Source organism: Rossellomorea aquimaris (assembly GCF_003315075.1).
Lineage (GTDB): Bacteria > Bacillota > Bacilli > Bacillales > Bacillaceae_B > Rossellomorea > Rossellomorea aquimaris_C.
In genome coordinates this window covers 168,646-192,342 of sequence record NZ_QNRJ01000005.1, presented here as the reverse complement: position 1 = coordinate 192,342, position 23,697 = coordinate 168,646, and the positions used below count along the sequence as shown (strand labels likewise).

The window sequence follows — 23,697 nt, the reverse complement described above, 5'->3', positions numbered from 1 at the left end:
ATTTTTTATGTCCCTTTAGGATTCGTATTAAAACATCTAATAGATTACTAGAGTAGTGGGTTGATAGTTACAAACCCCCTACTAAAATATGGTTGTAAACAAAGATGTATACATGTACACAAATAAGTACACAATTGTAGACAAAAATGTATACAAGTATACAAACACGTACACATCTTGATATATAGGGATGTATACATTTAACGTATACAACGATACAAAAATGTATACATCCCCTCCCTTTCTCGTCATCTATATTCGATAGAAAAGTAGGATTGACCGCGGACGAGAAATTGTATACTCTGAGAGTAAGAGTTGAAATTTTTTGACAAATTCTTACTCATGAATGAAAGGATGATTTTAATGACGAATTCACGAATTGCAGCCATTGACGTTGGTAATGATTCTCTTAAAGGTATTTTTGGAAAGATGGACGGTGAGGTGAATATTCCGAACGTCATCGCAAGGGATATTGAAGATCGTCCTATTATCGGAATCGAGGAGCTGGATACACAGGACCCACTAGACGGCATACATATCCGTGTCCACTCCCCTACTCTTAAAGATAATAATGCTATTTATCGTGTAGGTAATCTGGCAACGAAGAGCAATAACTCTACTGAACTGGATCCAGGCAGCAGTAAATCAGAAGAAGATCAAACACTGGTCATGCTGTTTGCTTCCATTGCACTTGATGCAGCACGCAATGATTCCAACTTTAAAAAGAATAATAATGTCATAGAAGCAAATTACACATTGGGTACAGGTCTTCCACTTCGCGAAGTAAAGGAAGGAAAAGATGTCGGGTACCGTTCCAGACTGTTAGGTTCCGTCCACCAGGTTGAGTTCCTGGTAACTCCCCGCTATCAAGGCATCAAAGTGAATATTAAATTTGATGAAGTAAAGGTCTATCCTGAAGGATTTGCGGCATTCATCAACCTTGTTATGGATAATAACTTGAATATCATTAATAAAGACCTGATTGATAAACGTATCTTAATTCAAGATATCGGTGGGTTATCAACGGATATCGCTGTGATTAAAGATCGAAAAGTAGATGACGATAAAGCTCAAGGATTCAACCTGGGTGTGTCTGAGTCCCTTGAATGGATCCGTGAAGAAATCCGCTCAAGACACGGAATTGAGCTCGACAGTCGCCGTGATGTGGTGGAAATCATCACGAAGAAAAATGATCGTAATCATATTATGGTTAAAGGAAGCCGTACAAGCGTACACGACATCGTTGACCGTATTATGCTTGAACTTGCTAAGAAGCAATACCGTCACCTTCGCAATATGTGGCAAAAGAACTCTCAAACGGAAATCTGCTACTTCATTGGTGGAGGATCAAGTGTCCTGAAAGAGTATATCAAGACGCTTAATAACAATCTTGATGGGTATAATATCGACTTCTTTGAAGATGAGAAGGAAAGCATTTGGATGATGGCCAATGCTTATTACAAGCTGATTGCTGACTTCTCAAGAAAAACCCAAAAACAACAAACCCAGAAAGAAGAACAAAAATTAGCGAAAACCAAATAGGGTGATGGTATGAATGGAAAAGGGATGTCGAGGGGACAACCGATTACGTTTCGAATTCCTTCTGATACACCTGATCATGTATTAAAGCATTTACAAAAGCTAAAGGAAACGGAAAAACGAAATTTCTCCAGTAAAATTGCAGAGCTTGTATTAAATGGAGTAAATGATACGATTTCCAAACAGAGAGAAGCCATTACGATCCCCCTTCCGAAGGGATTGGATAAATCCCAGCGTGACTGGTTGAAGCATGAACACTCAGAAGCGCTTTTGGGCAGTATCGTGTACCAACTGCTTTCAAACCCGGTTCGTACAGCCTCTCTCCTGGCTTCCTTAAGCAGCAATTCGTTGGATATTGATGAAGCGCTCTATCTTCAGGAAGAATCTGCAGCAAGCCACGATTCATCAAGAGAGTGGTCCCTTGATCAAGTGATGGATGATGCACCCGAAGAAGATGATGTAATCGATGAGCGTTCATACTCTACTGACGAAGAATTGGACAACTTTGACTGGGACAGTGCCATGAAGCCCCAGGAAACTGAAGAAGAACCTAAAGAAGAAACGATGGAAGATCTCTTAGGCGATTTTCTTTCCCAAATGAATAAATAGGAAAAGAACCAGAAGCAAAGCTGAAAGGCATAATGCTTCTGGTTCTTTTTTTTCATGCGAATCATTTACTCCCTTCCCCCGTAAAAATCACATTCTTCCTTTAATTTCAACCCGATTTCTCCTTCGGAAACTGTAATCAATTTGTCTTATTTGAATTATTTTTTCTCCCAAAAACCTGACAAGTCTTATAACTGTAAGAGAGAAATGTTACAAGGTGAAAAAAACGCATTAAAACATGTATAAAAAATGGCAGTTTATTTCAAATGATTCCCATGACCTAGTTTACGGTAGGTACAAATCGAGGTAAACACCGATTAAACCGAATATAAAACTTGCACCTAGTCATTGGCTACACCAATTAAGAGGAGAGATTCGATGAGTATTCAAAAAAGTAACGATAGCTCAAGTCTCGCAGAAGTAATTGATAGAATCCTGGATAAAGGAATAGTCATTGATGCATTTGCCAGAGTTTCCTTGGTGGGAATAGAAATTCTTACAATAGAAGCGCGAGTCGTCATTGCAAGTGTAGATACTTGGTTACGATATGCAGAGGCAGTTGGGCTCTTAAGAGACGAAGTTCAAGAAGAAGGTTTAGCGAAGCAGGAAAATGAAAGAGGAACAGCGTTTAGTGTTTAAACAAGTAAATAAAATATAGTTTTACTATTTTAGTAGAAAAGAGGATGAATATGGCGGAGACAAAAAGCAGTCAACAAGTAGAAGAACCGAAAAGCACTGAAGAAAACGAAGAGCAAACAGCTGGAAATAGACAATCCATGAATTATGCGATTATCGGTGGAGTAGTCGGAGCCGGAATCGGGTTACTTTCAAATCCAGGTACAGGTAAGAAAGTAGTGGACAGTTTCGGGAAATCTGAAGTGATGAAAGCAGCAAGTAAAGAACTGCGAAGATCAGCACAGGAATTCCTGACAGAGCAAGCCATTATTACCTTAAGACAATCGGCTACCGGATATATGAGCAGGCTTGAAGGCGGCTTGCTTGCACCAAAGAAGAAAAAAGAAGAGGCACCGGAAAATACTGATGCTAAGGCAGGTAGCGACGAGAATTCTTCCAATCAGTCAGAAGAATTAGAAGAAATCAAAGAAGAAAACAAGAATTTGAATGAACGTTTAGAACGAATCGAAGAGATGCTTAACAGCCTGGTGGAATCCAAGAAATAATGATTCAGCCTCTCACATCCCTAAAGGGGGCATTACATGAGTAAGCCGGTGAAAAAAGCAGTTGGCAAGTTGGCTAAAAAAGCATACGATCACGCTCCGGAGCCCGTGAAAGACAAAGTGAAAGATACGATGAAAGAGAAAGCGAAAGAAACATTTGTGAACAGTGTTGAAGACGGTATTCAATCAAAAGCAGGCGAAGCATCTGAGAAATTAGAGAAGGCAAAAGAGAAAAATGCAGCTAATGTTCATACCAAAGCTGAAGAAGCAAAGGAAAAAGTACAGGATGTCCTGCTTTCCGTACGGGAAAAGTTAGGAAATGCCAAAGAAGCAGGCGAAGAATTTCAAGAGAAAATCTCTTCATCAAATGATAAACAATCAAAAATGAATGGTGTAGGAAATATTAAAGGAGCAAGTGATATCAAAAGCTCCTTTAATATCAAGAGTTCTACTGAAATTAAAAGTTCGGAAAACATTAAGTCTTCAAAAGACATTAAGACCATCTGTTCTTAAACACCGGAAGGAGAATAACAATTGGCTATTCAAAAAAGTAATAATAGTTCAAGTTTAGCAGAAGTAATTGACCGTATTCTTGACAAAGGGATTGTCATTGATGCATTTGCAAGAGTATCTGTCGTTGGAATTGAAATTTTAACGGTTGAAGCAAGGGTCGTCATTGCCAGCGTAGACACATGGTTGCGTTATGCAGAAGCAGTGGGCCTACTACGAGATGATATCGAAGAAAACGGTCTTGCTACTCAGCAGAATGAAAGAAGCTCCCAGTTCAGCATTTAATTGGAGTGACAGCAAAAGAATGAAAGTGGTTTGAAGGGGGCCAATATTGGCACCCTCCCCCTTCATCTACAGTAGGAGGCGACTATGGTAATCAAAGATATCATGAATAATGTGACGGACTTCTTCAATGAACATGTAGCTCCAGTTCACAAAATTACGTCAGTGGAACTGACAGAAGATGAAGGCTGGAAGCTTCAAGTCGAGGTAATTGAAGAAAAAGAATATATGAAGAAATATGCTAAAGACGAAATGCTTGGAACGTATGATGTTCTTCTTAATAAAGAAAAGGAAGTCACATCATTTAAACGACGGGATATCCGTTACAGAAGTGCCATCGGACAGGAAATGTAGTGGATGAGCGATTAGGAGGGAATTGTACGTGACGGTCTTAACAAAACGGATCAAAAAGGATAGCAGGGCATTAATACAAGACGATGAAACGAAAGAATTGCTTTCGCGCTCATTGCAATACCTTAAAGCTGGATATCCTGTACATTTTACAGGTCCTTCCGGAGCCGGCAAAACGTCTCTTGCCCTCGCACTGGCGAAGAAGAGAAAAAGACCGGTGATGCTCATGCACGGAAATCATGAACTGAATAATAAAGACTTAATCGGTGATTTCACAGGTTATACGAGTAAAAAAGTGGTCGATCAATATGTTCGATCTGTTTACAAAAAGGATGAAAGTGTCACCGAGACATGGAGAGATGGACGTTTACTGGAAGCAGTAAAGAATGGCTATACCCTTGTATACGATGAATTTACAAGATCACAGCCGACAACGAATAATATCTTCCTATCCATTTTAGAAGAAGGGATCATCCCTTTATATGGATCGAAGCTAACGGAACCTTTTATTCGCGTACACCCGGAATTTGCCATCATATTTACTAGTAATCCTGCAGAATATGCAGGGGTTTATCAAACACAGGACGCTCTCCTTGATCGGCTAATTACCATTAGCGTAGATTACAAGGGAGCAGAACAAGAGGCTATGATTGTATCGGAAAAAGCAAACTTGATTATGAGTGAAGCAAGAGCGATTACAACACTTGTCTCTACATTACGTGATCAATGTACCAACGAAATGAACGGACCGAGCTTGCGTGCTTCCTTGATGATCGCGAGGCTCGCCATTGAATCAGACATCCCCATAGACGGTAAGGATCCAGATTTTCAACGTCTATGTATTGATATAGTAGCACACAGCGTAAGTCGATGTATCGACGGAGAAAACCCACAAGAAAGAGCAGAACAATTCATTATAGATGCATGCAAAGGTATGAAGATATCTGAGGAATAAAGGAGAGTTTTCATGATGAGTAAGGAAGAAATGGGAATTTATATATTTTGTGCCATTCAAACAGAGGAAGACGATCAATTTGGTTCCATTGAAATTGAAGGCGAGGAACGCGAGACGTTCACGATCAGATATAAAGACGCTGCTATGGTAGCAGCAGAAGTACCGATGAAAATCTATCATCCTAAGAAGCAGAATTTACTCATGCACCAGGGTGCCGTATCACGGGTGATGGATCAAAAGGATACGGTCATCCCGATCAGCTTCGGAAATGTCTTTAAATCAAGGGACGATGTAGCAGCCCTCCTGGAAAACCTTTACCCCCAATTCGAAACCCTTTTCCCGGCCATCAAGGGGAAAATCGAGCTAGGCTTAAAGGTTATCGGTAAAAAGGAATGGCTGGAAGAAATGGTCAAAGAAAACCCGCAGGTAGAAAAAATGGCATCAGCCGTTAAAGGGAAATCTGAATCTGCCGCGTATTATGACCGCATTCAGCTTGGAGGAATGGCTCAGAAGCTATTTGCTTCCCTGCAAAACGAGGTTAAGCAGGAAGTCTATGCTCCCCTTGAGGAAACAGCAGTGTCAGCAAAAGCAAATGACCCTTCAAGTGAGAAAATGCTTCTCAACGCATCATTCTTAATTGATCGGGACCAGGAAGAACTGTTCGATCAAAAGGTCAATGAAGCCCATGAAAAATGGAAGGATAAGGTCGAATTTAACTACAGCGGTCCTTGGCCGGCTTACAATTTTGTCAACATACGCTTGAAGGTTGAGGAAGGCTGATGATTCATAAATTGGTGAGCGCACCAATTAATTTAGTCATTAAAGTCGGCGAAAAGATCAAAGAAGAAGCAGATAAAGAATTATACGACCTTCCTACCATTCAACAAAAATTGATTCAGCTTCAAATGATGTATGAATTAGGTGAAATTCCTGAGGAAGCATTCCAGGAAAAAGAAGATGAGCTCTTAACAAGGTATGAAATTGCGAAACAGATGGAAATGGAGCAATGGGAAGAATTAACGAAAAAGAAACAAGGGTGATCAGATGAGCGATTTAATTTATTTATACGGCTTAATCCCAACAAAGGAAGCAAATAAAGAATCCCTTCCTTCCATGAAAGGGTTTGATGGAGAAGGAGAACTGTATACGGTTGAAATCGGTGACGTGACCGCAATTGTTTGTGATTTGCCAACTGATGAATACTCAGAAGAGACCATTAAGGAAAAAGTCGATAACGACATGGACTGGCTTCAGGAAAAAGCGTTCCATCATCACGAAACGGTATTGATGGTTTCAAAGTTGTATACCATTATCCCCCTGAAGTTCTGTACATTGTACAAGAACGAGGATAGCCTCAGGTCCACGATTGAAGGCAATCGGAATAAACTGGAATCGACATTTGAACAGCTGAATGGCAACGAAGAGTGGAACGTCAAGATCTACTGTGACGATAAGCTGCTGAAGGAGCAAGTAAGTGAAAGCAACCCATCCATCGAATCCAAAAGGAAAGAAATCAGCGAATTACCAAAGGGCAGGCAGTTTTTTGAAAAGAAAAAAATCGATCAGCTGATTGATCGGGAACTTGAAAACGAAAAGAACAGACTGTGTGAGGAAGTTCATGAAAAGCTGAAAGAACATGCCCTTCAAGGAAATATCAAAAAAAATTGGAGTAAGGATGTCACAGGCCGACAAGAACATATGGCTTGGAATAGTGTATTCCTCCTACCCGTCTCCAATGTTGATGAATTTGTAGAGGAAATTAAGCAATACGAAGAAGAACTGGGGCACGCTGGTTGGAAAATTGAAGCATCCGGCCCTTGGCCACCTTATCATTTTTCAAGTTTTTCTTAATCACAAAATAAGGAATGAGAAATATGACAGTCAGAGAATCGATTGAGAACAAAGACATAGCCCTTATAGATATTTTAGATGTCATTCTCGACAAAGGTGTGGCGATAAAGGGAGATTTGATTATATCCATTGCAGGTGTCGATCTAGTGTATCTGGATTTGCGAGTGCTGATTTCATCAGTAGAGACATTGGTTCAACATAAGCAGGGAACGCGTAAAACAGTAACATCCGATCAATTCGATCAAGAAAGGGAGGGATTGATTCATGCAACAGGCCAGCGGGACAAATGGGCGAATTAATTTCGACCCTGAAAAAGCAGAACAAGGATTGGCACAGCTTGTATTGACCGTTGTAGAACTATTGAGGCAAATCGTCGAGAGACACGCAATGCGACGTGTAGAAGGCGGTACGTTAACGGATGAACAAGTTGAGAATCTAGGCATTGCCCTAATGAACTTAGAAGAAAAAATGGAAGAACTGAAAGAGGTATTTGGTCTTGACGCAGAAGACTTGAATATAGATCTTGGCCCTTTAGGGAGCTTAATGTAATGCCGATTAGGGAGGTTACATGATGGGAATGGAGCATCCGGTACAGTCCAACACAATAGTGGATGTATTAGAAAAGATTTTAGATAAAGGAGTTGTCGTAGCAGGGGATATTACGGTGGGAATCGCCGATGTCGAGCTGCTCACGATTAAGATCCGTTTAATCGTTGCTTCCGTAGATAAAGCAAAAGAAATAGGCATGGACTGGTGGGAAAATGACCCATATTTAAGTTCCAAAGCCGCAGATAACAACACGAAAGCACTTGAAGAGGAAAATAAGAAATTACAGGAACGACTGGAATCACTTGAAAAGAAACTGGATACGAACCGTCTTAATACGGCGGAAACAAACTAAATGGAGGTTTTACCAATGGCAGAAAAAAATAATACGCAGAACACGACAGTTGAGAATCAAGGACAGGAAAAGAATTCAACGAATGAGAACAAGGCAAGAAGAAGCGGCCCTATCAGAAGAACCGTAGCAGGAAGTCTTTTGGGAGCAACCGTAGGATATCTGGCAACACCTGAGAATGGGAAGAAACTGTTAGATCGTATTGATCAAGAGAAAATCAAAAGTAAAAGCCTGGACTTCGGGAAAGCGGCAAAAGAGAGATCCAGAAAAGCGGCTGTGTCACTAAAATCATCAACAGCCAACCTGTTTAAACGTGATAAAGATGAGGAAGCATCTGAAGACACGGAAACGGCCGTAAATTCAACAGAAACGAACAGCTCGGAGGAAGAGTCGAACCAGGACTATGATGCCCTTAAACAGGAAAATGAAGAACTTCAGACCCGTTTGCAGCAATTAGAAGAGAAAATGAATCAAATTGCCGCGACTCGTGAAGATGAAAGTGATGAAGACGAGGACGAGGATGAAGAAGAAACCTCTTCTAGAAAGAAAGCTTCTAAAAAGTCTAAAGAAGAAGCGACAGATGGAGAGAGTGATGAAGAAGAAGACGAAGACACGAATGAAGATGAAAACGAAGAAGACGAAGATGATAGCGATGAGGAGGAAGAAGCCTCAAGCAAGAAGAAATCAAACGGTAAGTCAGGTTCAAAAGGTAAGAAGCGTTCTACCCGCAAATCTGCTGCTAAAAATAAAAAAGCTGCAAAAAAAGATGATGATAAAGATGAAGACCAAGAAGAAGACACAACACTCTCTACCGAAGATGATACAGTAGCTTAACAAAAAGGAGATGTGAAAATGAGTTTAGAATCAGGTACAGGGAAGGATAGCATCTTAGAATTTTTTGTACAAGCATCAAACAAGCATGACTTTTCATTAGACATCACGTTAAACGTCAATGGAGCCGTCATAACAGGTACACTCGTTTCCGCAAAGGAATACTTCGACTCATTAAGTGAAACCTTTGAGGATGGCAGTGAGGTGGCTCAGAAGCTGAGTGAGGAGCTTGCAAAGGCCGGGGAGTCCGTTGATGAAAACCAAAGCGCTGAAGCCCATTTTATTCATTTGAAGAACACAAAGGTATACTGTGGCGACAGCAAGCCTACCCCTTCAAAAGGGAAAATTATGTGGCGTGGGAAAATAAGTGAGGTCGACGGATTCTTCTTAGGAAAGATTGCAGAATCGAAGAGTAGTAAATAAGCAAAAGCGACTGAATTCTTTGTTCAGTCGCTTTTAGGTGTTAAAGGAGAATAGAGGAAGTATTATTTCCCGGGCAGGAATCAGCTTCATGGTGAAAAGATCCCTTTTCCAATAATAGATGGAAAAGGGATCTTTATTTTACTATTTCTTTTCAACATTCATGATCTCAGTACTGTTCGCCGGAATGGTGATTTGTACTTCTAAATATTGCTTGCCATCTGAAGCGTAGTTTTGTGTGATGCTTCCTTTAGATACAGTATAATTTCCCCCTGCCATATATAAGGGAATGGTGACCTTTAAAGGCTTGTTTAAACGATTGGTTATATCTACCCGTTGAGAAGCGGCACTTCCATCGTTCGCTGTCTGATAAGCAGCGTCAAAGGACATGGTGCCTCCTTCCGTATCTCCGTTTTGGTAAACAGGGATGGAATGAACGGGTTCTTCGTAATTGTAGGATGAGATCTGCCCATTTTGAACGGAGAAGTTCCTGAATCCTACCCAAGGCTTACCGGATAACTCAATGGCCGTCGTGGTTGCATATAAGATGCCATCTTTCTTTGTGACATCATCGATATGATTCGAGTGGATTCAGTTGACCGAACATTAAATCTCCTGTCACGACCACGAAATCCGGATTCTTTAAATTGACTTCTTTAATGGCTTTCTGCAAATATAACCATCTCTTTTTTGGATCCGGATTCCACATCCCGGTTTCTTTTGCCCGGCCGGGAGTGAAGGAAGCTGGATCATCCGGATTACCAAGATTACGGGGAGACCCTATGTAAAGGTAATGTGGATTCTTGATTACAAGATGTTAATGCTAATATTTACCTCTCGGGAAGGAATCGAACCATATTAAAAAAGGATGCCCCAATATGTGGGACACCCTCTTCTCTATTGTTAAACAAGTATAATCCATAATAGTAAAGTGAATACCAGAGCCGTTAAACCTTGAACCAGCGTGGCGGCGGTTTGAGCTTTGTAAGCATCTGTGACTTTCATCCCGCTGAATTGGGTCACGACCCAGAAATAGCTGTCATTGACATGACTGACCGTCATAGCTCCTGCACCAATGGCCATGACCACTAAAGCAAGAGGCACGGCTCCATCAATCCCCAGTTGTGGCAGCAGTGGAGCAATCAGGGAGGAAGTGATGACAAGAGCAGCGGTAGATGATCCCTGAGCCGATTTTAATAATGCTGCAACAACAAATGGAATGAGCAGGATGAGTGCACCGGAAAGTAATCCGCCATCGGCAATTCCTTGAATCAATTCTGCAACGGGGGTTGCCTTGATAACGGAACCGAAAGCTCCTCCTGCACCTGTGATTAATAGAATATTAGTGGCATCTTTCATACCCTGGGTAACCCAACCATTAAGGGTTTCTTCATCCCATTTGGGCAGAAGTGCAAACGCAGCCAGGACACCAATCAGTAAGGCGACAACGGGTGAACCGATGAATAAGAGAACATCCGCTGCTCCGCCTTTCCACTGAAAGAAGCTGACGACTGAACCTGCACCAATCAATAGGATGGGAAGTACAATCGGAGCAAAGGATTTGAACGTTGAAGGAAGTTCCCCAAAGGATTTGACAATCTCATCATAGTCCAAATCCAATTCTTCTTCCCCCTCGATTTCAATTTTACTTGCAACTTTAATAGCCCACAGATACCCTGCTAGAATTGTAGGGATGGCTACAATCATCCCTATTAAAATGATGGTTCCTAAGTAGTCACTGGCACCGATGTTTCCAGCTGCGGCGATGGGACCTGGAGTGGGGGGCACCAGTGTATGAGTGGCATATAGACCTGTGGCCAGCGCAACAGACATGGACGCCAGGGCTACTTTCGCCCGCTTTGCCAAAGCTTTTTTTAAGCTGGAAAGAATGACATATCCGGAGTCGCAGAAGACAGGGATACTCACGATGGCACCGATAAGGGACATAGCCAGTTGAGGTCTCTTTTCTCCCACTAAACGCAGAACCACTTCTGCCATCCTAAGAGCTGCACCTGATTTTTCTAAGATCGTCCCGATAATGGTACCTGCGACAATCACGATACCAATATACCCCATTAACCCTCCGAATCCACCGTTGACCGCTTCTACAACTGTATTCAGTGGTAAGCCTGCAAATATACCAACCAAGAACGCGGCAAATAATAATGATAGAAAAGGCTGAAGCTTCAATTTTGCCGTTGTGAAAATGATAAATCCTACCCCTAATACAATGACCGTAAATAACCAAATTGCTGACATGAGATTTCCCCCTTTATCTTTCTCCCTTTGTACGGTGTAAAATTCGTGCGATGTTCCTTGTTTCATGGTAAAGCAATTCTTCAGCCCGGCTGAAGCTCTCTTGCAGAGCCATTGGACCGATGGCAATGGAATGACAGCTGGTAAAGTCTTCGTATAAAGTTTGATACCCTTCTCCTAAGCTCCCTGCGATAAGGGATACTGGGGTTTGATGCTGTTTTGCAATGGATGCAATATAGGAAGGGAGTTTACCAAACAGTGTTTGATAATCACTCTGTCCTTCACCGGTAAGAATCCAATCAGCCTTCAGAATGGCAGTTGAAAGGTTGGACGCTTCAGCCACTAGCTTGGCTCCGGATTCGATTTTTCCTTTTAAATGGAGGAAGGCAAAGCCAAGTCCTCCGGCAGCACCGGCCCCGTTTGTATTTTGAAAATCGATTCCTTTCTCTCTTTTAAACAACTGACTGTAGTGAAGTAGTTGTTGATCAAGCTCATTCACCTGATCTTTAGTGGCTCCTTTTTGCGGACCAAATACAGAAGAGGCCCCTGTTTCTCCGCATAAAGGATTTTCGACGTCCGAAGCAATGTGAAAAGTACATTCATCTACAAGGGGATGAAGCGTACTCCAGTCCATCTTGACAATGGAACCGAGATCCTTTCCAAATGGCCTGACGGAGTCACCCTCTTCATTATGAAAAGTAACGCCCAGTGCTTGAAGCATCCCGAACCCGCCATCATTCGTCGAGCTGCCTCCCAGTGCTATGATGAAGCTTCGAAACCCGTCCTCTATGGCTGATAGGATGACTTCACCAATGCCAAAGGAAGTGGTATGATACGGATTGCGTTTTTCAATAGGCACCATAGGTAAACCGGCGATGGAAGCTATTTCAATGACTGCTGTTTTCTTATCACCTAAGACACCATATTCAGTAGAGATTTTTTTTCCTAAAGGCCCAGTGGCTGTTGTATGGACTTTCATCCCTTCAGTGGCGTAGAGCAGGGTCTCGAGAGTCCCTTCGCCACCATCGGCCATGGGGATGACGTTCGTTTTAAAGCTTAAAGATTCATCAAGAAAGGCTTTTTCCATAATGGTTCCTACCTCGAGTGAGCTTAAACTGCCTTTAAATGAATCGGGTGCAATAAGAATATTCATAGCGGCTCCTTTTTTCAGAAAATATAATCTATTCTTTCATTTAACCAATTTAAGTAAGCGGTTACAATGTGGATTCATCTAAACAATTCTTCATAAAATGAAAAAAGATTGTGCATATGCACAATCATATTTTACAACTCTTTATTCATCTCCTGGATAATTAGGATAAACCGAAGTAATATGGCGTGATCAAATTGCCGTGGGTTTAGACCTGTCAGTTCCTCGACACTTTCAAGCCTGTACAGAAGGGTGTTTCGGTGAATATGTAATGAGTTCGCCGTTTCTTTCATGTTTAATTGGCAATCGAACAATCGTTGAAGCGTGTGTCGCAAGGTGGAGCTCAATTGAAGGATTCGGTCATTATAACGGTTCATGAATTCCTTACGTATCTCAATGGGGATTTGCTTGATAAAATCCATGATCCCCCAGTCCTGTATATGGATATAGTTGGTGAACTGCGGGAAGGTTTCCTGTAATTCCAGGGAGTTGTGTGCTTCCATATAAGATTTTCTGTATCCGCTTACTCCAGAATAAGCATTGCCGACAGCCGTTTTCACACTGACATACTTTTCCTGTAAATGGTGTTGCAAACGCTTTGCCAGAATAATCGCTTCTTCCTCAGTGGGGCAAATACTTGAAGGGATTCCTATGACGCAGTGGGAGTCGGTAATGAAGGATTGAAAGTGCACCTTTGGCAATTGAAGCTTCATTCTCCTTAATAGCTCTTCTTTGACTACTGGTAAAGGAAGGTTGGTTGTAGTGTGAGTGAATAAGTCGTTAAACTGAACCAACAAAATTTGAACGTTTTGGCTCGTTTCAAGGTGTAAGTAGTGATGAGCAAATGCTTCATTTTTTCTTTCATCAAAATAATGAGGATGTACCAAATCTAATAACCAATTATCCATCAATGTTTTTTGATGCTGCAATTGATTGTGGAAATGAACCTGTTGAAGCATGACTTCAACGGTGATTTTCACGATTTTCACAAACTGATCTAATTCATGTGGAGAACCTGTAACCCCAACGACGCCGATCATTTCTCCCAGGAACTCAATAGGGAGGTTGATGCCTTCTTTCGAACCATGATACTTTTCAAGATCGTGCTCAGAAATGATTAAGGGTCTTTTTTGTTTGAGAACATACATTGCTCCTTCATGAACTTGATTCATACGTGAAGAATCAGTGCTGGCAACAATGACACCAGATTCGTTCATGATATTAATATTAGTACTAACGATGGTTTTTAATTTTGAGATGATTGGATAAGCTAATTCTTCTGTTATATGCATGTAAAACACCTCGTCATTCGTCTTGACTATATTCTAGCATATGTTTTCTTTCTGCATATTCGGGTATAGATTACTATACAAAGGAGGTTACCTGCATGAAACGTTTAATTGGAAGACTGATCAAATGGGGACCTATTATTTACCCGTTTTATAAGAAATATCGGAATAAAAGAAGACATAAGAAATCTATGACGTATTAAGAGGGCAGCCACCATTGGCTGTTTTTTTTATATTTTTCAGGGCAAACAAATAAAAAACCCCTGGAATCCAGGGGTTTCAGTGTTATTAATGAGTAGTCTTTCTCATTCCTCTTAACAGTAAGCTTAACAGGAATACAAAGATGATAGCTCCGAGTAAGGCTGGAATGATAGCGATTCCTGCAAGTGATGGCCCGAAGCTTCCTAGAAGTTCTCCGCCGATCCATGCACCGATGATACCTGCTATGATGTTTCCGATGATTCCACCAGGAACGTTTTTACCTAATATAAGACCAGCTAACCAACCGATGATCCCACCTACGATTAAATACAAAATAATACCCATTTTTCTAACCTCCATGTCATGTTTTTTGTGATGTGTTGTTACTGATTTAATTCCCTTTTATTTAGGAATTAAAACCTAATAGGTCGTCACTTGGAAGATTTTTTGCAGGATATACATGACATATTTAAAGGCAGGCAATTTATCCTGATATTTCTCATATTTAACGGTGTAGGTGCCACCTTCGTTGTTCCAGATACGATTGAAATATTGGTCAATATCTGACATGGTTTTGCTATCAGTTGGGGCCACGATCTTTATGTTTTCTTCTAAGTTATAATCATCTAAGTTTCTCGAAGTGTAATTACTGGATCCTCCGATGACGGTGCTCTCTTTTTTCCCTTTTATATAAATGAACTTGGTATGGTATTGTTCCTTGTTGGTGTTGTACCAGCGAATCGTAATATGGTCATTGTCCAGGTTGTGCAGCTCCGATGCGATTGGCAGGTTGGGTAACCCAATCTTTTCTTGACCGAAGGCATTTTGATTGGGGTCGAGTACCAAACGTACCTCTACTTCACGATCAGCAGCATCCCCTATGGCATCGATAATGTCCCGGTCTGCGAGATAGAACATCCCGATCCAGACTTCATCCCCTTTTTTGGCTTTATTCATAGCGTTTACGACACTTGTTTGAACTTTCTTTTCAGTAAGGATCTGTGCTTTCACGGAAGCTTCAGCAGGGGAAAGCTTTTTAATAGACTGATTTAAGTCTTCCCCGGTAGGAAATGCCTCTACATTCCCCCCGGAAAATGCAGCCACTGCCTTTTCAGCTTTCACCATTTCCTTAAGAATTTCCCCTTTGACTTTGAACCCTATATTTGAGTGGAAACCGCTGGCGTCATGGGGGTTGGCGGAAAGAATAAGTCCCGCGTCCTCTGTAATCACGACTTTACGGTGATTCGCTTTAATATTCAACAGTTTCAAGTAAGATCTCATGGTTACCTTAGGTGCAGAAGGGGCCATGGGGTTTGGAAGCCAACCATAGCCATCCTGACCGAACCACCCTAGAGCGGTCCTCCACACACCTGAGTATAAGAGATTGGGATCTCTGAGGCGGTTTAAATCGGTATAAATAACCTCAGCCCCAAGGTCTTCTAAAGGTTCCAATTGTTTAGCCGTATGGGACCCATACGTGGTGTTGACAACATCACTGATGAAGACCACCTTAAGATCAGGTTTCTTTTTCATCTGTTTTTGAATCGTTTTCGATAATTTTTCACTGATGCGGGGGTAATCGCGATCACCCTTTGTATATCCATTTACTAAAAATAAGTCCAAAATAAGAAAATCTTCTGCTTCTTCGATGGTTTGATATACTTCATCAAAGATTGAATGATCATAGAGTTCTTTTCCATCCTTCTGGTACGTAAGGTCGTATAAGAACTCCACATCCTTTTCAGGTATGGTATAAGTATTACCGGCATAGGATACTCCCGGAGGTAAAGGCTTTACCCGGTGATAAAACATGACGACTGTAAGGATCAATATAATGACGCCCCCGATCCACCAGCTTTTCTTCTTATACCACTTTTTCTTTGTTTTCAAATGAATTCCCCTGTTCTACTGTTTTTTTCTTACTATACCCTTAATGGTAGAAGAGGAATCCACACAGGATAAGAACTTCACTAATTTATAGAAAAATCCGGTCCAGGGAGATATTCAGCCTGGACCGGATTTTAATGATGGTTGATTCTTTGGCGGTATAAATACAATAGAGAAAGGGATAAGGTCATTAACCCGATCAGAACAAGGAATGTATTCTGAAAGGAATTTACCGGGAATTCTACTCCGCCCATCTCGACAATGATTCCTCCCAGAACAGAACCAGACGCACTGCCAACAAAATGGGTAAGCTGTTTCATGCCGATTCCTGAAGCAATCAGCTCCTTACTCATGACCCGGGAAACTTCATTGGTCGAGCTTGAGGAAAGACTTGAAAAGCCAAAGCTTGTAAACATATAAGCCAGCATAATCATGTATTCACTGTGGGGTGATAAGAAATAAAAGATGACGGTTGAAATGATCAGAAGGATATGTGCAAGGAACATCACCCTCATATTTCCATACCGATCAATCAGTCTTCCCACATAAATAGCTGCCACCGCCGACAGCATCGCACCCGGAAAGATAATGAATCCGACGGCTGTCGGGTTTTTACCAAAAACATGCTGAAGCATAAGGGGCATGACGATTAAAATCGCAAAGTGAGTGGCGAAACCCAGGAAACTCATATATAAGATCTGGCGGTATCCTTTGTCCCGTATCAAACTTGGTTGAATAAAGGGCAGTTCGATTTTATGGATCCGAATCCACAGTCCTCCAAAGAACACGACGGCACCTGCGAAATAATACCAGTGGAAAGTTGAAATGAACAGCAGAAAGAACGTAATTCCTACTCCGGTCAAAAGGCCTCCCCATACATCAAAATACCCTTTCCTGGTCGTCTCATCCGGCAGGAAGCGGTATAGTACAGGTATCATTCCAAGGACACATAATGTGATTAAAAATAAATAGTTCCAACTTAAATAATCGGTAATCACTCCTCCTACGACGGGCCCTAATCCAAAGCCCAGGGAAGAAGCCGAGGCAATCATCGCTAATGCCCGACCGCGTCTTGCCATCGGGACAAAACGTCCGGCAAACACCATGGATAACCCGGGAATGGCTGCGGCACCTGCCGCTTGGAATAAACGGGAGAGCAATAGCCAGGTAAAGGTATGAGCGAAGAAGCCCATGAACGATGCCAGCCCGAAAATGGAGATGCCCAGAATAAGCAGCCTCCTGATCGGTATATAGTCTGCCAGGCGCGTATATGTAATGGTGCAAATGGCGAGTACGATGGAATAACCCGATACAATCCAGGCTCCTTCAGAAGGGGCTAAAGAGAAATCCTTCAAGACATTGGGGAGAGCTACATTAAACATGGTGGTATTCATGACAACCAGCCAGACGGTTAAGCTCAAGAATAAGATTGTTTTAGTATAAGAAGGTGATGCCTGTGCATGTGGTTCTGCAGTCATAAATGACCACCTCCATTAGATGTTTAGATACTCGAAGTAATATAACACAAAAAACCTGGTTGTGAAATGAATTCGCTTTGAGGTGAAAAAGTTTAATTTATATGAAACAGTCTATTATATAAGGAGAGAATATAGGAGGAGATATGTATGTCAAATCTCAATATAAAGGCATTTGTGTTCGATGCGTATGGAACACTTTTCGACGTTCATTCCGTCATTGAAAAGTGTAATGAAGTCTTTCCTGATAAAGGGGAGGAAATCAGCCAGGTATGGCGTCAAAAGCAATTGGAGTATAGTTTTTTACGTCAATTAATGGGAACGTATACGACCTTTTTCAAGATAACGAAGGATGCGCTCCACTATGCCTGTAAGCAAGTAGGGGTTGACCTTACTGGCGAAAAAGAGCAGGAACTGCTGGATGCTTATTTAGAATTAAATCACTATGAAGAAACAGGGAGTGTATTGGAAGAACTGAAACCCTATCAAAAAGCGATTTTTTCCAACGGTTCCCTTGATATGCTTTCACCTCTGGTGGAGCAATCTCCCTTTGGACATTTACTGGATGAGGTTTTGACAGTTGATGAAGTGAAGCAGTTTAAGCCGACACCGATGTCTTACCAGCTTGTTCTTGAAAAGCTCGGGGTCAGGAGAGAAGAAGTACTGTTTATGTCTTCGAACCCATGGGACATTGCAGGGGCGACGAACTTTGGATTCTATACGGCATGGATCAATCGTCAGGAAAAAGTGATGGATGAATTAGGGGTAAGACCTCATTTTGAATACAAGGATTTAAAGGGGATCCTGGAGCATATGAGTTAATGAAAAGGGACTGTTCTTCTTACGAATAGCGTATCGTAGGAAGCACAGTCCCTTTATATTTGGCTGTATCCGTGCAAATGCAGGGACTTCATGATCCTCCCTTAGAACATGCTTCACTACTTCTTTTCCTGTTCCACTTGCAGCTCCAAATACAATCAATTTCAAGAATCTTCCCCTCCCTTTATCATACTATTCATTGTATAGTACAGGTAGATCAATAGACTAGAATGTATAGGTAATAGATAACTAGTTTAAGATTCTTGTAGGGAAATCGACTATGTTTATCGAAATTTACTGCATGAAGGAGGATGAACATGACTGAAAAGTTGATTCCTGTATCTGGCGTAGAAGTAGACTCTAAAACGAAATGCAAGCATTACCGAAGCCAAAAAGATATCATCGCAATTAAATTTAAGTGCTGTAATACCTATTATCCTTGTTATAAATGTCATGACGATATCGCAGATCATGACCCTATTATATGGTCAAAGAACGAGTGGAATACGAAAGCCGTTCTCTGTGGAGAATGTAAAAATGAGTTAACCATCTTACAATATATGAATTGCCAATCCGTTTGTCCTCATTGTCGGTCCTCCTTTAACCCGGGGTGTCAGAATCATTATCATCTTTACTTTGAAGGATGAATGCTGGTGGAAAAAGTCGATGTGTGTTTCACGTGAAACGAAAGAGGTGAAAGGATGGAACTGGCGACGTTTGCCGGAGGCTGTTTTTGGTGTATGGTCGAGCCTTTTGATGAGCAGGAAGGAATTAAACGCATTGTATCCGGCTATACAGGAGGTACATCCGCAAATCCGACATATAAAGAAGTGACATCAGGGAAAACAGGACACTATGAAGTGGTACAGATCACGTTTGATCCTCTACAGTACCCTTATGAAAAACTGCTGGATCTATACTGGAAGCAAATTGATCCGACTGATTCAGGGGGACAGTTTAAAGATCGGGGTGACTCCTATCGTACAGCCATTTTTTATCATAACGATAATCAAAAAAAGCTTGCTGAGGATTCAAAACGAAAATTGGAGAAGAGTGGTATGTTCACAAAGCCAGTTGTGACGAAGATTCTCCCTGCAAGCGAGTTTTATCCTGCTGAAGAATATCATCAGGATTTCTATAAGGAAAATGCCTTCCGGTATGCTTTATATAAGCGTGGATCCGGGCGGGAAGATTTTTTGAAAAAGTATTGGCCAAAAGACCGATCCCATTTAAAGGAACAGCTAACCGAAATGCAATACTTCGTTACCCAGGAAAATGGAACAGAGCCACCTTACGAAAATGAGTATTGGGATAACACAGAAGAAGGATTATACGTTGATATCGTTTCGGGTGAACCTTTATTCACGTCAAAAGATCAGTATGATAGTGGGTGCGGCTGGCCAAGCTTTACAAAGCCCGTCATGGATGCAAGCGTCAAAGAACAATATGACGTATCGCATCGTTCGACCCGGGTGGAAATAAGAAGCAGGGAAGCGGATTCTCATCTGGGGCATGTGTTTACAGATGGACCTGGTCCTAAGGGTCTTCGTTATTGCATCAATTCTGCATCTCTACGGTTTATTCCTAAAGGGGAATTAGAAGAAGAAGGCTATGGGGATTTTTTAATTTTGTTTAAAGGCAGATAAAAAGACATGGCAGCAAGAGCCACCATGTCTTTTTATCTTTCTATTTTCTCTTCAACCTTTTCCCAAAGATTCTCGATTCCCTGTACCCGCTTAATGGATGTGATGGTTCCCTGATGCAAGCCTTCATGCCAGTTAGTGAAGGAAAGAACTTCCCCTAAAGTGGTAAACGTAGTATGTTCACCAAGGACAAACGGCTTCTCTCCTTTTTCATTCAAGCGACCGGAGAACGCTTCTTTCATCCTTTGGGGCTGTGCCTTCAGTTTCTCACGAAGTTCCTTCAGTGTAGGAGCTGTGAACGCATTCCAGGTGTCAGGGCTCGTATTGAAGCCAAATAGCTCCCCGTATTCAGGTGGAAGTGCTTTACGGTCGTTTTCACCTGTAAAGGAGAATAACAGGTTTTCCTGGGACAGTAGGATATGCCCTAAATTCCATCGGATTGAATTTCTGAATCCGGGAGGCATTTCATCCGCCTGCTGTTCTGTTGTCGCATCGAGAGCAGCCAATGTGCGAAGTCGGATGAATTCCATTTGTTGAAATAACATTTGTTCTTGCATGATCGATTCCCCCTAATCCTTTTCTCTATAACGTATTCGAGGTTGGGAGTGAGATTCCTCTACGAAAAGATGAACGGATTATCAGGGGAAATAAGAAAAGAATAACCTGACGCAGTGTTACTGCCGGTTATTCTTCATTAAGACTGCTTGTCGTTACTAGTCTTGTGGTCGGTTTTTCTTTGTATTCGCTTGCCCGGTTGTAAACTCAACTAATTCAGAACTCGTTCGATTCCCTCTTTTAGCATTCGTATTACTCTGGGCATTACGGTTACCTTGTTTTGTACGTCCCATTCAGAATCCCTCCCGTAGATAGTAGCTCAAGCATTAATAGTGTGAGGCATTATCCAGGAAATATTCTTCTAGGGAATACGACAAAATATGTCAAATACCTTATGGGTTCGGTTTATTTCCCAGGCTATATTCGACAAATAGCGGGAGCCATCGGATTGCCGATTCTTTTTCCAGAGGTCCGTCCCTTAATCGTTCACTTCAAATTTGGCGAGGGGTTTCTTGGCAGGACCTTCAATCACTTCACCATCAATGGAGAAGCGGGATCCGTGGCAAGGGCAGTCCCATGTGTGGTCTCCGTGGTTCCATTCGGTTTCACAGCCGAGGTGGGTGCAGGTCGTGTCTACCACGTGGAGCTTTCCTGTTTCATCCCGGTATCCTCCACAGCGTCTTCCATTGAGGTTCACGACATCGCCTTCACCTTTTTGGAGTTCCTGTGGTTTTTTAGTTGGTATTTGAAGCTTTCCTTTAATGAGTTGACCAGCCACATTTATATTCTCTTTGAAGAAATGCTTGATGCTGGGGTCGGCAACAAACCTGGAAGGAGTGTACACATCTGCATAAATATGATGTTTTCCTAAAATCTGATCAGAAAGGATCTGACCGGCCAGAGTACCGGAAGTCATGCCCCATTTATTAAAACCTGTCGCTACCAAAATAGCTGGGTGCTTTTCCGTTAATTTCCCGATGTAGGGTACTTTATCTAACGTGATCAGGTCCTGGGCAGACCATCTATATCGGACCTCTTCAATCCCGACGACTTCTTCCCCGAATTCCTGTAATGCCTCATAGTGATCCATCGTATCTTTTCCTTGGCCGGTTTTATGTTTATCTCCACCGATTAATATGAGTTTTTCTCCATTTTCATCGTCTTCATAACGGAGGGAACGGGTAGGATCATCGGCACTTAGGTACATGCCCCCCGGATAGTCCTTTTTCGCTTTCACTCCAAGGACATACGAGCGTTCGGCATACATCTTTGTGAAATAAAAACCCATCCCATCATAAAAAGGAAAGTGAGAACAGATGACAACATGCTTGCTATCCAGATGATATCCGTCTGCGGTCACAACTTGAGTGGAGTCTCCTTCGTTAATGGTTTTAGCCGCAGTTCCTTCAAATATTTGACCGCCAAGGCCTGTATAAGAATCAACCAAGGCTTTAAGGTATTTTAAAGGGTGAAACTGTGCTTGACCTTTCATCACGACTGCGTTTTTAATGGATAGGTCGATCGGGAGTTTTTCGATGAGCTCTCCCTTAATCTCTAACTTCTGATACGCCTCGTACTCCTTCTCAATTTTTGTAGCGGATTGGTCTGTAGTCGCGTAAACATATGAGTCCTCTTCTGTAAAATGACAATCTATATTTTCATTGGATATCGTGTCTTTTATAAACTGAAGAGCCTTCGACTGTGACAAATAATATTTCTTTGCAAACTCTTCTCCGAAATGCTGAATGAGCTCATCATAAATCAATCCGTGTTGAGCGGAAATCTTAGCGGTTGTATGCCCCGTTGTTCCGTTCAATAAGTGATTAGCCTCAATGAGAGCTACTTTTTTCCCGCCTTTAGCTAACAGATAGGCAGTGGTGATGCCTGCTATCCCGCCGCCAACAACGGTTACGTCCACTTTCAAGTTGCTATCAAGCTTTTTAAATGAGGGGAGTTTAGCCGTTTCCCTCCAATAGGGCTCCGGTGTTTCGGAAAAAGCATTTTGGTGTTGTGTGTCCATATGAACGCTCCTTTATCTTTCTATTCCTTACCATTCTTTCCTGAAATGTAGAAAAAATAAGTCTGAAATAGGAAAAAAGAGACTGACTCGTTTATGGAGTCAGTCTCCTAAAGGATATTTATTAGGAATGTTCAAGAACAGAACCATATTTCTCAGCAGAGTCAACGGTCTGTTTTAATAGCATGGAGATGGTCACAGGGCCCACTCCACCTGGTACAGGTGTAATTGCGCTCGCTTTTTCATAGCATGCCTCATAATCGATGTCTCCTACGTTCCCTTTGTTATAGCCGGCATCAAGTACGACAGCACCTTCTTTTAACCAATCGCCTTGAATGAAGTTTGGTTTCCCGACTGCTGCCACCACGATATCTGCAGTAGAGAGAAGGTCAGGCAGGTTCTCTGTATAAGAATGACAGGTCGTCACCGTTGCGTTTCGATTCAACAGCATCATGGACACAGGCTTTCCTAGAATCGGGCTTCTTCCTACAACGACAGCGTGTTTTCCTGCAAGGGACACACCGTAGTAATCGATGATGCTCATGATGGCAGCAGGTGTGCAGGACGGATATTCACCAAACCCCAATGAATTTTGACCGAACCCGAGGCTCGTGACTCCATCAACGTCTTTATCAATGGAGATCGCTTCAAAGGCAGCACGCTCATCGATATGGTGAGGAACAGGATGCTGCAAGAGAATCCCATGAACGGAAGAATCTTGATTAAGCTCCTGGATGACGTCCAACAGTTCGTTCGTTGAGGTTTCCTTAGGAAGATGAATCCTTCTTGATTCCATCCCGATCTTCGCGCAGGCATTACCCTTCATCTTCACATAGGTAGCTGAAGATGGGTCGTCTCCAACAAGTACTGTAGCAAGACAAGGGGTAATACCCTTCTCTTTTAATTCAGCGACTCTCGACTTTAGGCTTTCTTTTACCTCAGATGCAACAAGTTTCCCGTCTAATACTAGTGGTTCCACTGCAA

General features: G+C 42.0%; 31 protein-coding genes. 19 read left to right on the top strand and 12 right to left on the bottom strand.

What is annotated here, in order from left to right:
* Positions 1-363 precede the first annotated feature (363 nt).
* From DET59_RS08960 to gvpU, 16 genes are all read left to right on the top strand, one after another.
* Complete coding sequence (locus tag DET59_RS08960) at positions 364-1,542, top strand: ParM/StbA family protein (RefSeq protein ID WP_113969341.1); 1,179 nt, start codon at positions 364-366, stop codon at positions 1,540-1,542.
* Between the two features lie 9 nt (positions 1,543-1,551).
* Entirely contained in the window at positions 1,552-2,148 is a 597-nt protein-coding gene (locus tag DET59_RS08955; protein WP_113969340.1) for an uL1 family ribosomal protein, read from the top strand.
* A gap of 375 nt (positions 2,149-2,523) precedes the next feature.
* Positions 2,524-2,784 carry a gas vesicle structural protein GvpA gene (gene gvpA / locus DET59_RS08950; RefSeq protein WP_113969339.1) on the top strand — a complete coding sequence of 87 codons (261 nt, stop codon included), beginning with the start codon at positions 2,524-2,526 and terminating at the stop codon, positions 2,782-2,784.
* 50 nt (positions 2,785-2,834) lie between these two features.
* The gene (gene gvpT / locus DET59_RS08945) at positions 2,835-3,326 is read left to right on the top strand and encodes a GvpT/GvpP family gas vesicle accessory protein (RefSeq protein WP_113969338.1); all 492 of its coding nucleotides are present in this window, start codon (positions 2,835-2,837) and stop codon (positions 3,324-3,326) included.
* 36 nt (positions 3,327-3,362) lie between these two features.
* On the top strand, positions 3,363-3,836 hold the full coding sequence (gene gvpQ / locus DET59_RS08940) for a gas vesicle protein GvpQ (protein ID WP_113969337.1): 474 nt from the start codon (positions 3,363-3,365) through the stop codon (positions 3,834-3,836).
* Between the two features lie 21 nt (positions 3,837-3,857).
* A complete protein-coding gene (gvpJ, locus tag DET59_RS08935; protein WP_113969336.1) occupies positions 3,858-4,118 on the top strand; it encodes a gas vesicle protein GvpJ in 261 nt (86 codons plus the stop codon).
* 84 nt (positions 4,119-4,202) lie between these two features.
* On the top strand, positions 4,203-4,469 hold the full coding sequence (gvpO, locus tag DET59_RS08930; RefSeq protein WP_113969335.1) for a gas vesicle protein GvpO: 267 nt from the start codon (positions 4,203-4,205) through the stop codon (positions 4,467-4,469).
* A 28-nt stretch (positions 4,470-4,497) separates the two neighbouring features.
* The gene (gene gvpN / locus DET59_RS08925) at positions 4,498-5,421 is read left to right on the top strand and encodes a gas vesicle protein GvpN (protein ID WP_113969334.1); all 924 of its coding nucleotides are present in this window, start codon (positions 4,498-4,500) and stop codon (positions 5,419-5,421) included.
* A 15-nt stretch (positions 5,422-5,436) separates the two neighbouring features.
* A complete protein-coding gene (locus DET59_RS08920; RefSeq protein ID WP_397540930.1) occupies positions 5,437-6,201 on the top strand; it encodes a GvpL/GvpF family gas vesicle protein in 765 nt (254 codons plus the stop codon).
* Complete coding sequence (locus DET59_RS08915) at positions 6,201-6,461, top strand: gas vesicle protein GvpG (protein WP_113969332.1); 261 nt, start codon at positions 6,201-6,203, stop codon at positions 6,459-6,461. Before DET59_RS08920 ends, DET59_RS08915 begins: the two co-directional genes overlap by 1 nt.
* A gap of 4 nt (positions 6,462-6,465) precedes the next feature.
* Positions 6,466-7,272: a GvpL/GvpF family gas vesicle protein gene (locus DET59_RS08910; protein WP_113969331.1), complete on the top strand. Its 807-nt coding sequence runs from the start codon at positions 6,466-6,468 to the stop codon at positions 7,270-7,272.
* 23 nt (positions 7,273-7,295) lie between these two features.
* A complete protein-coding gene (locus DET59_RS08905; protein WP_034764922.1) occupies positions 7,296-7,571 on the top strand; it encodes a gas vesicle protein in 276 nt (91 codons plus the stop codon).
* Entirely contained in the window at positions 7,537-7,821 is a 285-nt protein-coding gene (locus DET59_RS08900) for a gas vesicle protein K (RefSeq protein WP_034764925.1), read from the top strand. The genes DET59_RS08905 and DET59_RS08900 overlap by 35 nt, the downstream gene beginning before the upstream one ends.
* 22 nt (positions 7,822-7,843) lie before the next feature.
* On the top strand, positions 7,844-8,173 hold the full coding sequence (locus DET59_RS08895; RefSeq protein WP_113969330.1) for a gas vesicle protein: 330 nt from the start codon (positions 7,844-7,846) through the stop codon (positions 8,171-8,173).
* A gap of 15 nt (positions 8,174-8,188) precedes the next feature.
* Positions 8,189-9,004, top strand: a complete 816-nt coding sequence (locus tag DET59_RS21630) for a YtxH domain-containing protein (RefSeq protein ID WP_258549625.1) — start codon at positions 8,189-8,191, stop codon at positions 9,002-9,004.
* Between the two features lie 18 nt (positions 9,005-9,022).
* Entirely contained in the window at positions 9,023-9,424 is a 402-nt protein-coding gene (gene gvpU, locus DET59_RS08885) for a gas vesicle accessory protein GvpU (protein WP_113969329.1), read from the top strand.
* 141 nt (positions 9,425-9,565) lie between these two features.
* Here gvpU and DET59_RS08880 read toward each other — a convergent pair whose 3' ends face one another.
* From DET59_RS08880 to DET59_RS08850, 7 genes are all read right to left on the bottom strand, one after another.
* Entirely contained in the window at positions 9,566-9,811 is a 246-nt protein-coding gene (locus DET59_RS08880; protein ID WP_113969328.1) for a hypothetical protein, read from the bottom strand.
* A gap of 513 nt (positions 9,812-10,324) precedes the next feature.
* Positions 10,325-11,680 (bottom strand): GntP family permease, encoded by a 1,356-nt coding sequence (locus DET59_RS08875; RefSeq protein WP_113969327.1) that lies wholly within the window; start codon positions 11,678-11,680, stop codon positions 10,325-10,327.
* Positions 11,681-11,693: 13 nt separating this feature from the next.
* Positions 11,694-12,830, bottom strand: a complete 1,137-nt coding sequence (locus DET59_RS08870; RefSeq protein WP_113969326.1) for a glycerate kinase — start codon at positions 12,828-12,830, stop codon at positions 11,694-11,696.
* Positions 12,831-12,961: 131 nt separating this feature from the next.
* Positions 12,962-14,119, bottom strand: coding sequence for a CdaR family transcriptional regulator (locus DET59_RS08865; protein ID WP_113969325.1), 1,158 nt, complete (start codon positions 14,117-14,119; stop codon positions 12,962-12,964).
* A gap of 285 nt (positions 14,120-14,404) precedes the next feature.
* Positions 14,405-14,662 carry a GlsB/YeaQ/YmgE family stress response membrane protein gene (locus tag DET59_RS08860; protein WP_113969324.1) on the bottom strand — a complete coding sequence of 86 codons (258 nt, stop codon included), beginning with the start codon at positions 14,660-14,662 and terminating at the stop codon, positions 14,405-14,407.
* 75 nt (positions 14,663-14,737) lie between these two features.
* Positions 14,738-16,207 (bottom strand): phospholipase D family protein, encoded by a 1,470-nt coding sequence (locus DET59_RS08855; protein WP_258549624.1) that lies wholly within the window; start codon positions 16,205-16,207, stop codon positions 14,738-14,740.
* Positions 16,208-16,338: 131 nt separating this feature from the next.
* Entirely contained in the window at positions 16,339-17,682 is a 1,344-nt protein-coding gene (locus DET59_RS08850) for an MFS transporter (RefSeq protein ID WP_113969323.1), read from the bottom strand.
* A gap of 147 nt (positions 17,683-17,829) precedes the next feature.
* Between DET59_RS08850 and DET59_RS08845 the strand changes: the two genes are divergently transcribed.
* Positions 17,830-18,501 (top strand): haloacid dehalogenase type II, encoded by a 672-nt coding sequence (locus tag DET59_RS08845; protein ID WP_113969322.1) that lies wholly within the window; start codon positions 17,830-17,832, stop codon positions 18,499-18,501.
* Here DET59_RS08845 and DET59_RS08840 read toward each other — a convergent pair.
* Positions 18,472-18,666 carry a hypothetical protein gene (locus DET59_RS08840; RefSeq protein ID WP_113969321.1) on the bottom strand — a complete coding sequence of 65 codons (195 nt, stop codon included), beginning with the start codon at positions 18,664-18,666 and terminating at the stop codon, positions 18,472-18,474. The two genes, DET59_RS08845 and DET59_RS08840, sit on opposite strands and share 30 nt — an antisense overlap.
* A gap of 149 nt (positions 18,667-18,815) precedes the next feature.
* On the opposite strand from DET59_RS08840, the gene DET59_RS08835 reads away from it, so the two are divergent.
* Positions 18,816-19,145, top strand: a complete 330-nt coding sequence (locus DET59_RS08835; protein ID WP_258549623.1) for a CHY zinc finger protein — start codon at positions 18,816-18,818, stop codon at positions 19,143-19,145.
* Between the two features lie 54 nt (positions 19,146-19,199).
* Positions 19,200-20,144 carry a peptide-methionine (R)-S-oxide reductase MsrB gene (gene msrB / locus DET59_RS08830; protein ID WP_113969319.1) on the top strand — a complete coding sequence of 315 codons (945 nt, stop codon included), beginning with the start codon at positions 19,200-19,202 and terminating at the stop codon, positions 20,142-20,144.
* Between the two features lie 32 nt (positions 20,145-20,176).
* Here the strand turns inward: msrB and DET59_RS08825 are convergent, their stop codons facing one another.
* From DET59_RS08825 to DET59_RS08815, 4 genes are all read right to left on the bottom strand, one after another.
* A complete protein-coding gene (locus DET59_RS08825) occupies positions 20,177-20,698 on the bottom strand; it encodes a DinB family protein (RefSeq protein ID WP_113969318.1) in 522 nt (173 codons plus the stop codon).
* Positions 20,699-20,854: 156 nt separating this feature from the next.
* Positions 20,855-20,989 (bottom strand): hypothetical protein, encoded by a 135-nt coding sequence (locus DET59_RS22020; RefSeq protein ID WP_258549622.1) that lies wholly within the window; start codon positions 20,987-20,989, stop codon positions 20,855-20,857.
* A gap of 185 nt (positions 20,990-21,174) precedes the next feature.
* On the bottom strand, positions 21,175-22,716 hold the full coding sequence (locus DET59_RS08820; protein WP_113969317.1) for an FAD-dependent oxidoreductase: 1,542 nt from the start codon (positions 22,714-22,716) through the stop codon (positions 21,175-21,177).
* Between the two features lie 121 nt (positions 22,717-22,837).
* Positions 22,838-23,692, bottom strand: coding sequence for a bifunctional 5,10-methylenetetrahydrofolate dehydrogenase/5,10-methenyltetrahydrofolate cyclohydrolase (locus DET59_RS08815; RefSeq protein WP_397540928.1), 855 nt, complete (start codon positions 23,690-23,692; stop codon positions 22,838-22,840).
* Positions 23,693-23,697 lie beyond the last annotated feature (5 nt).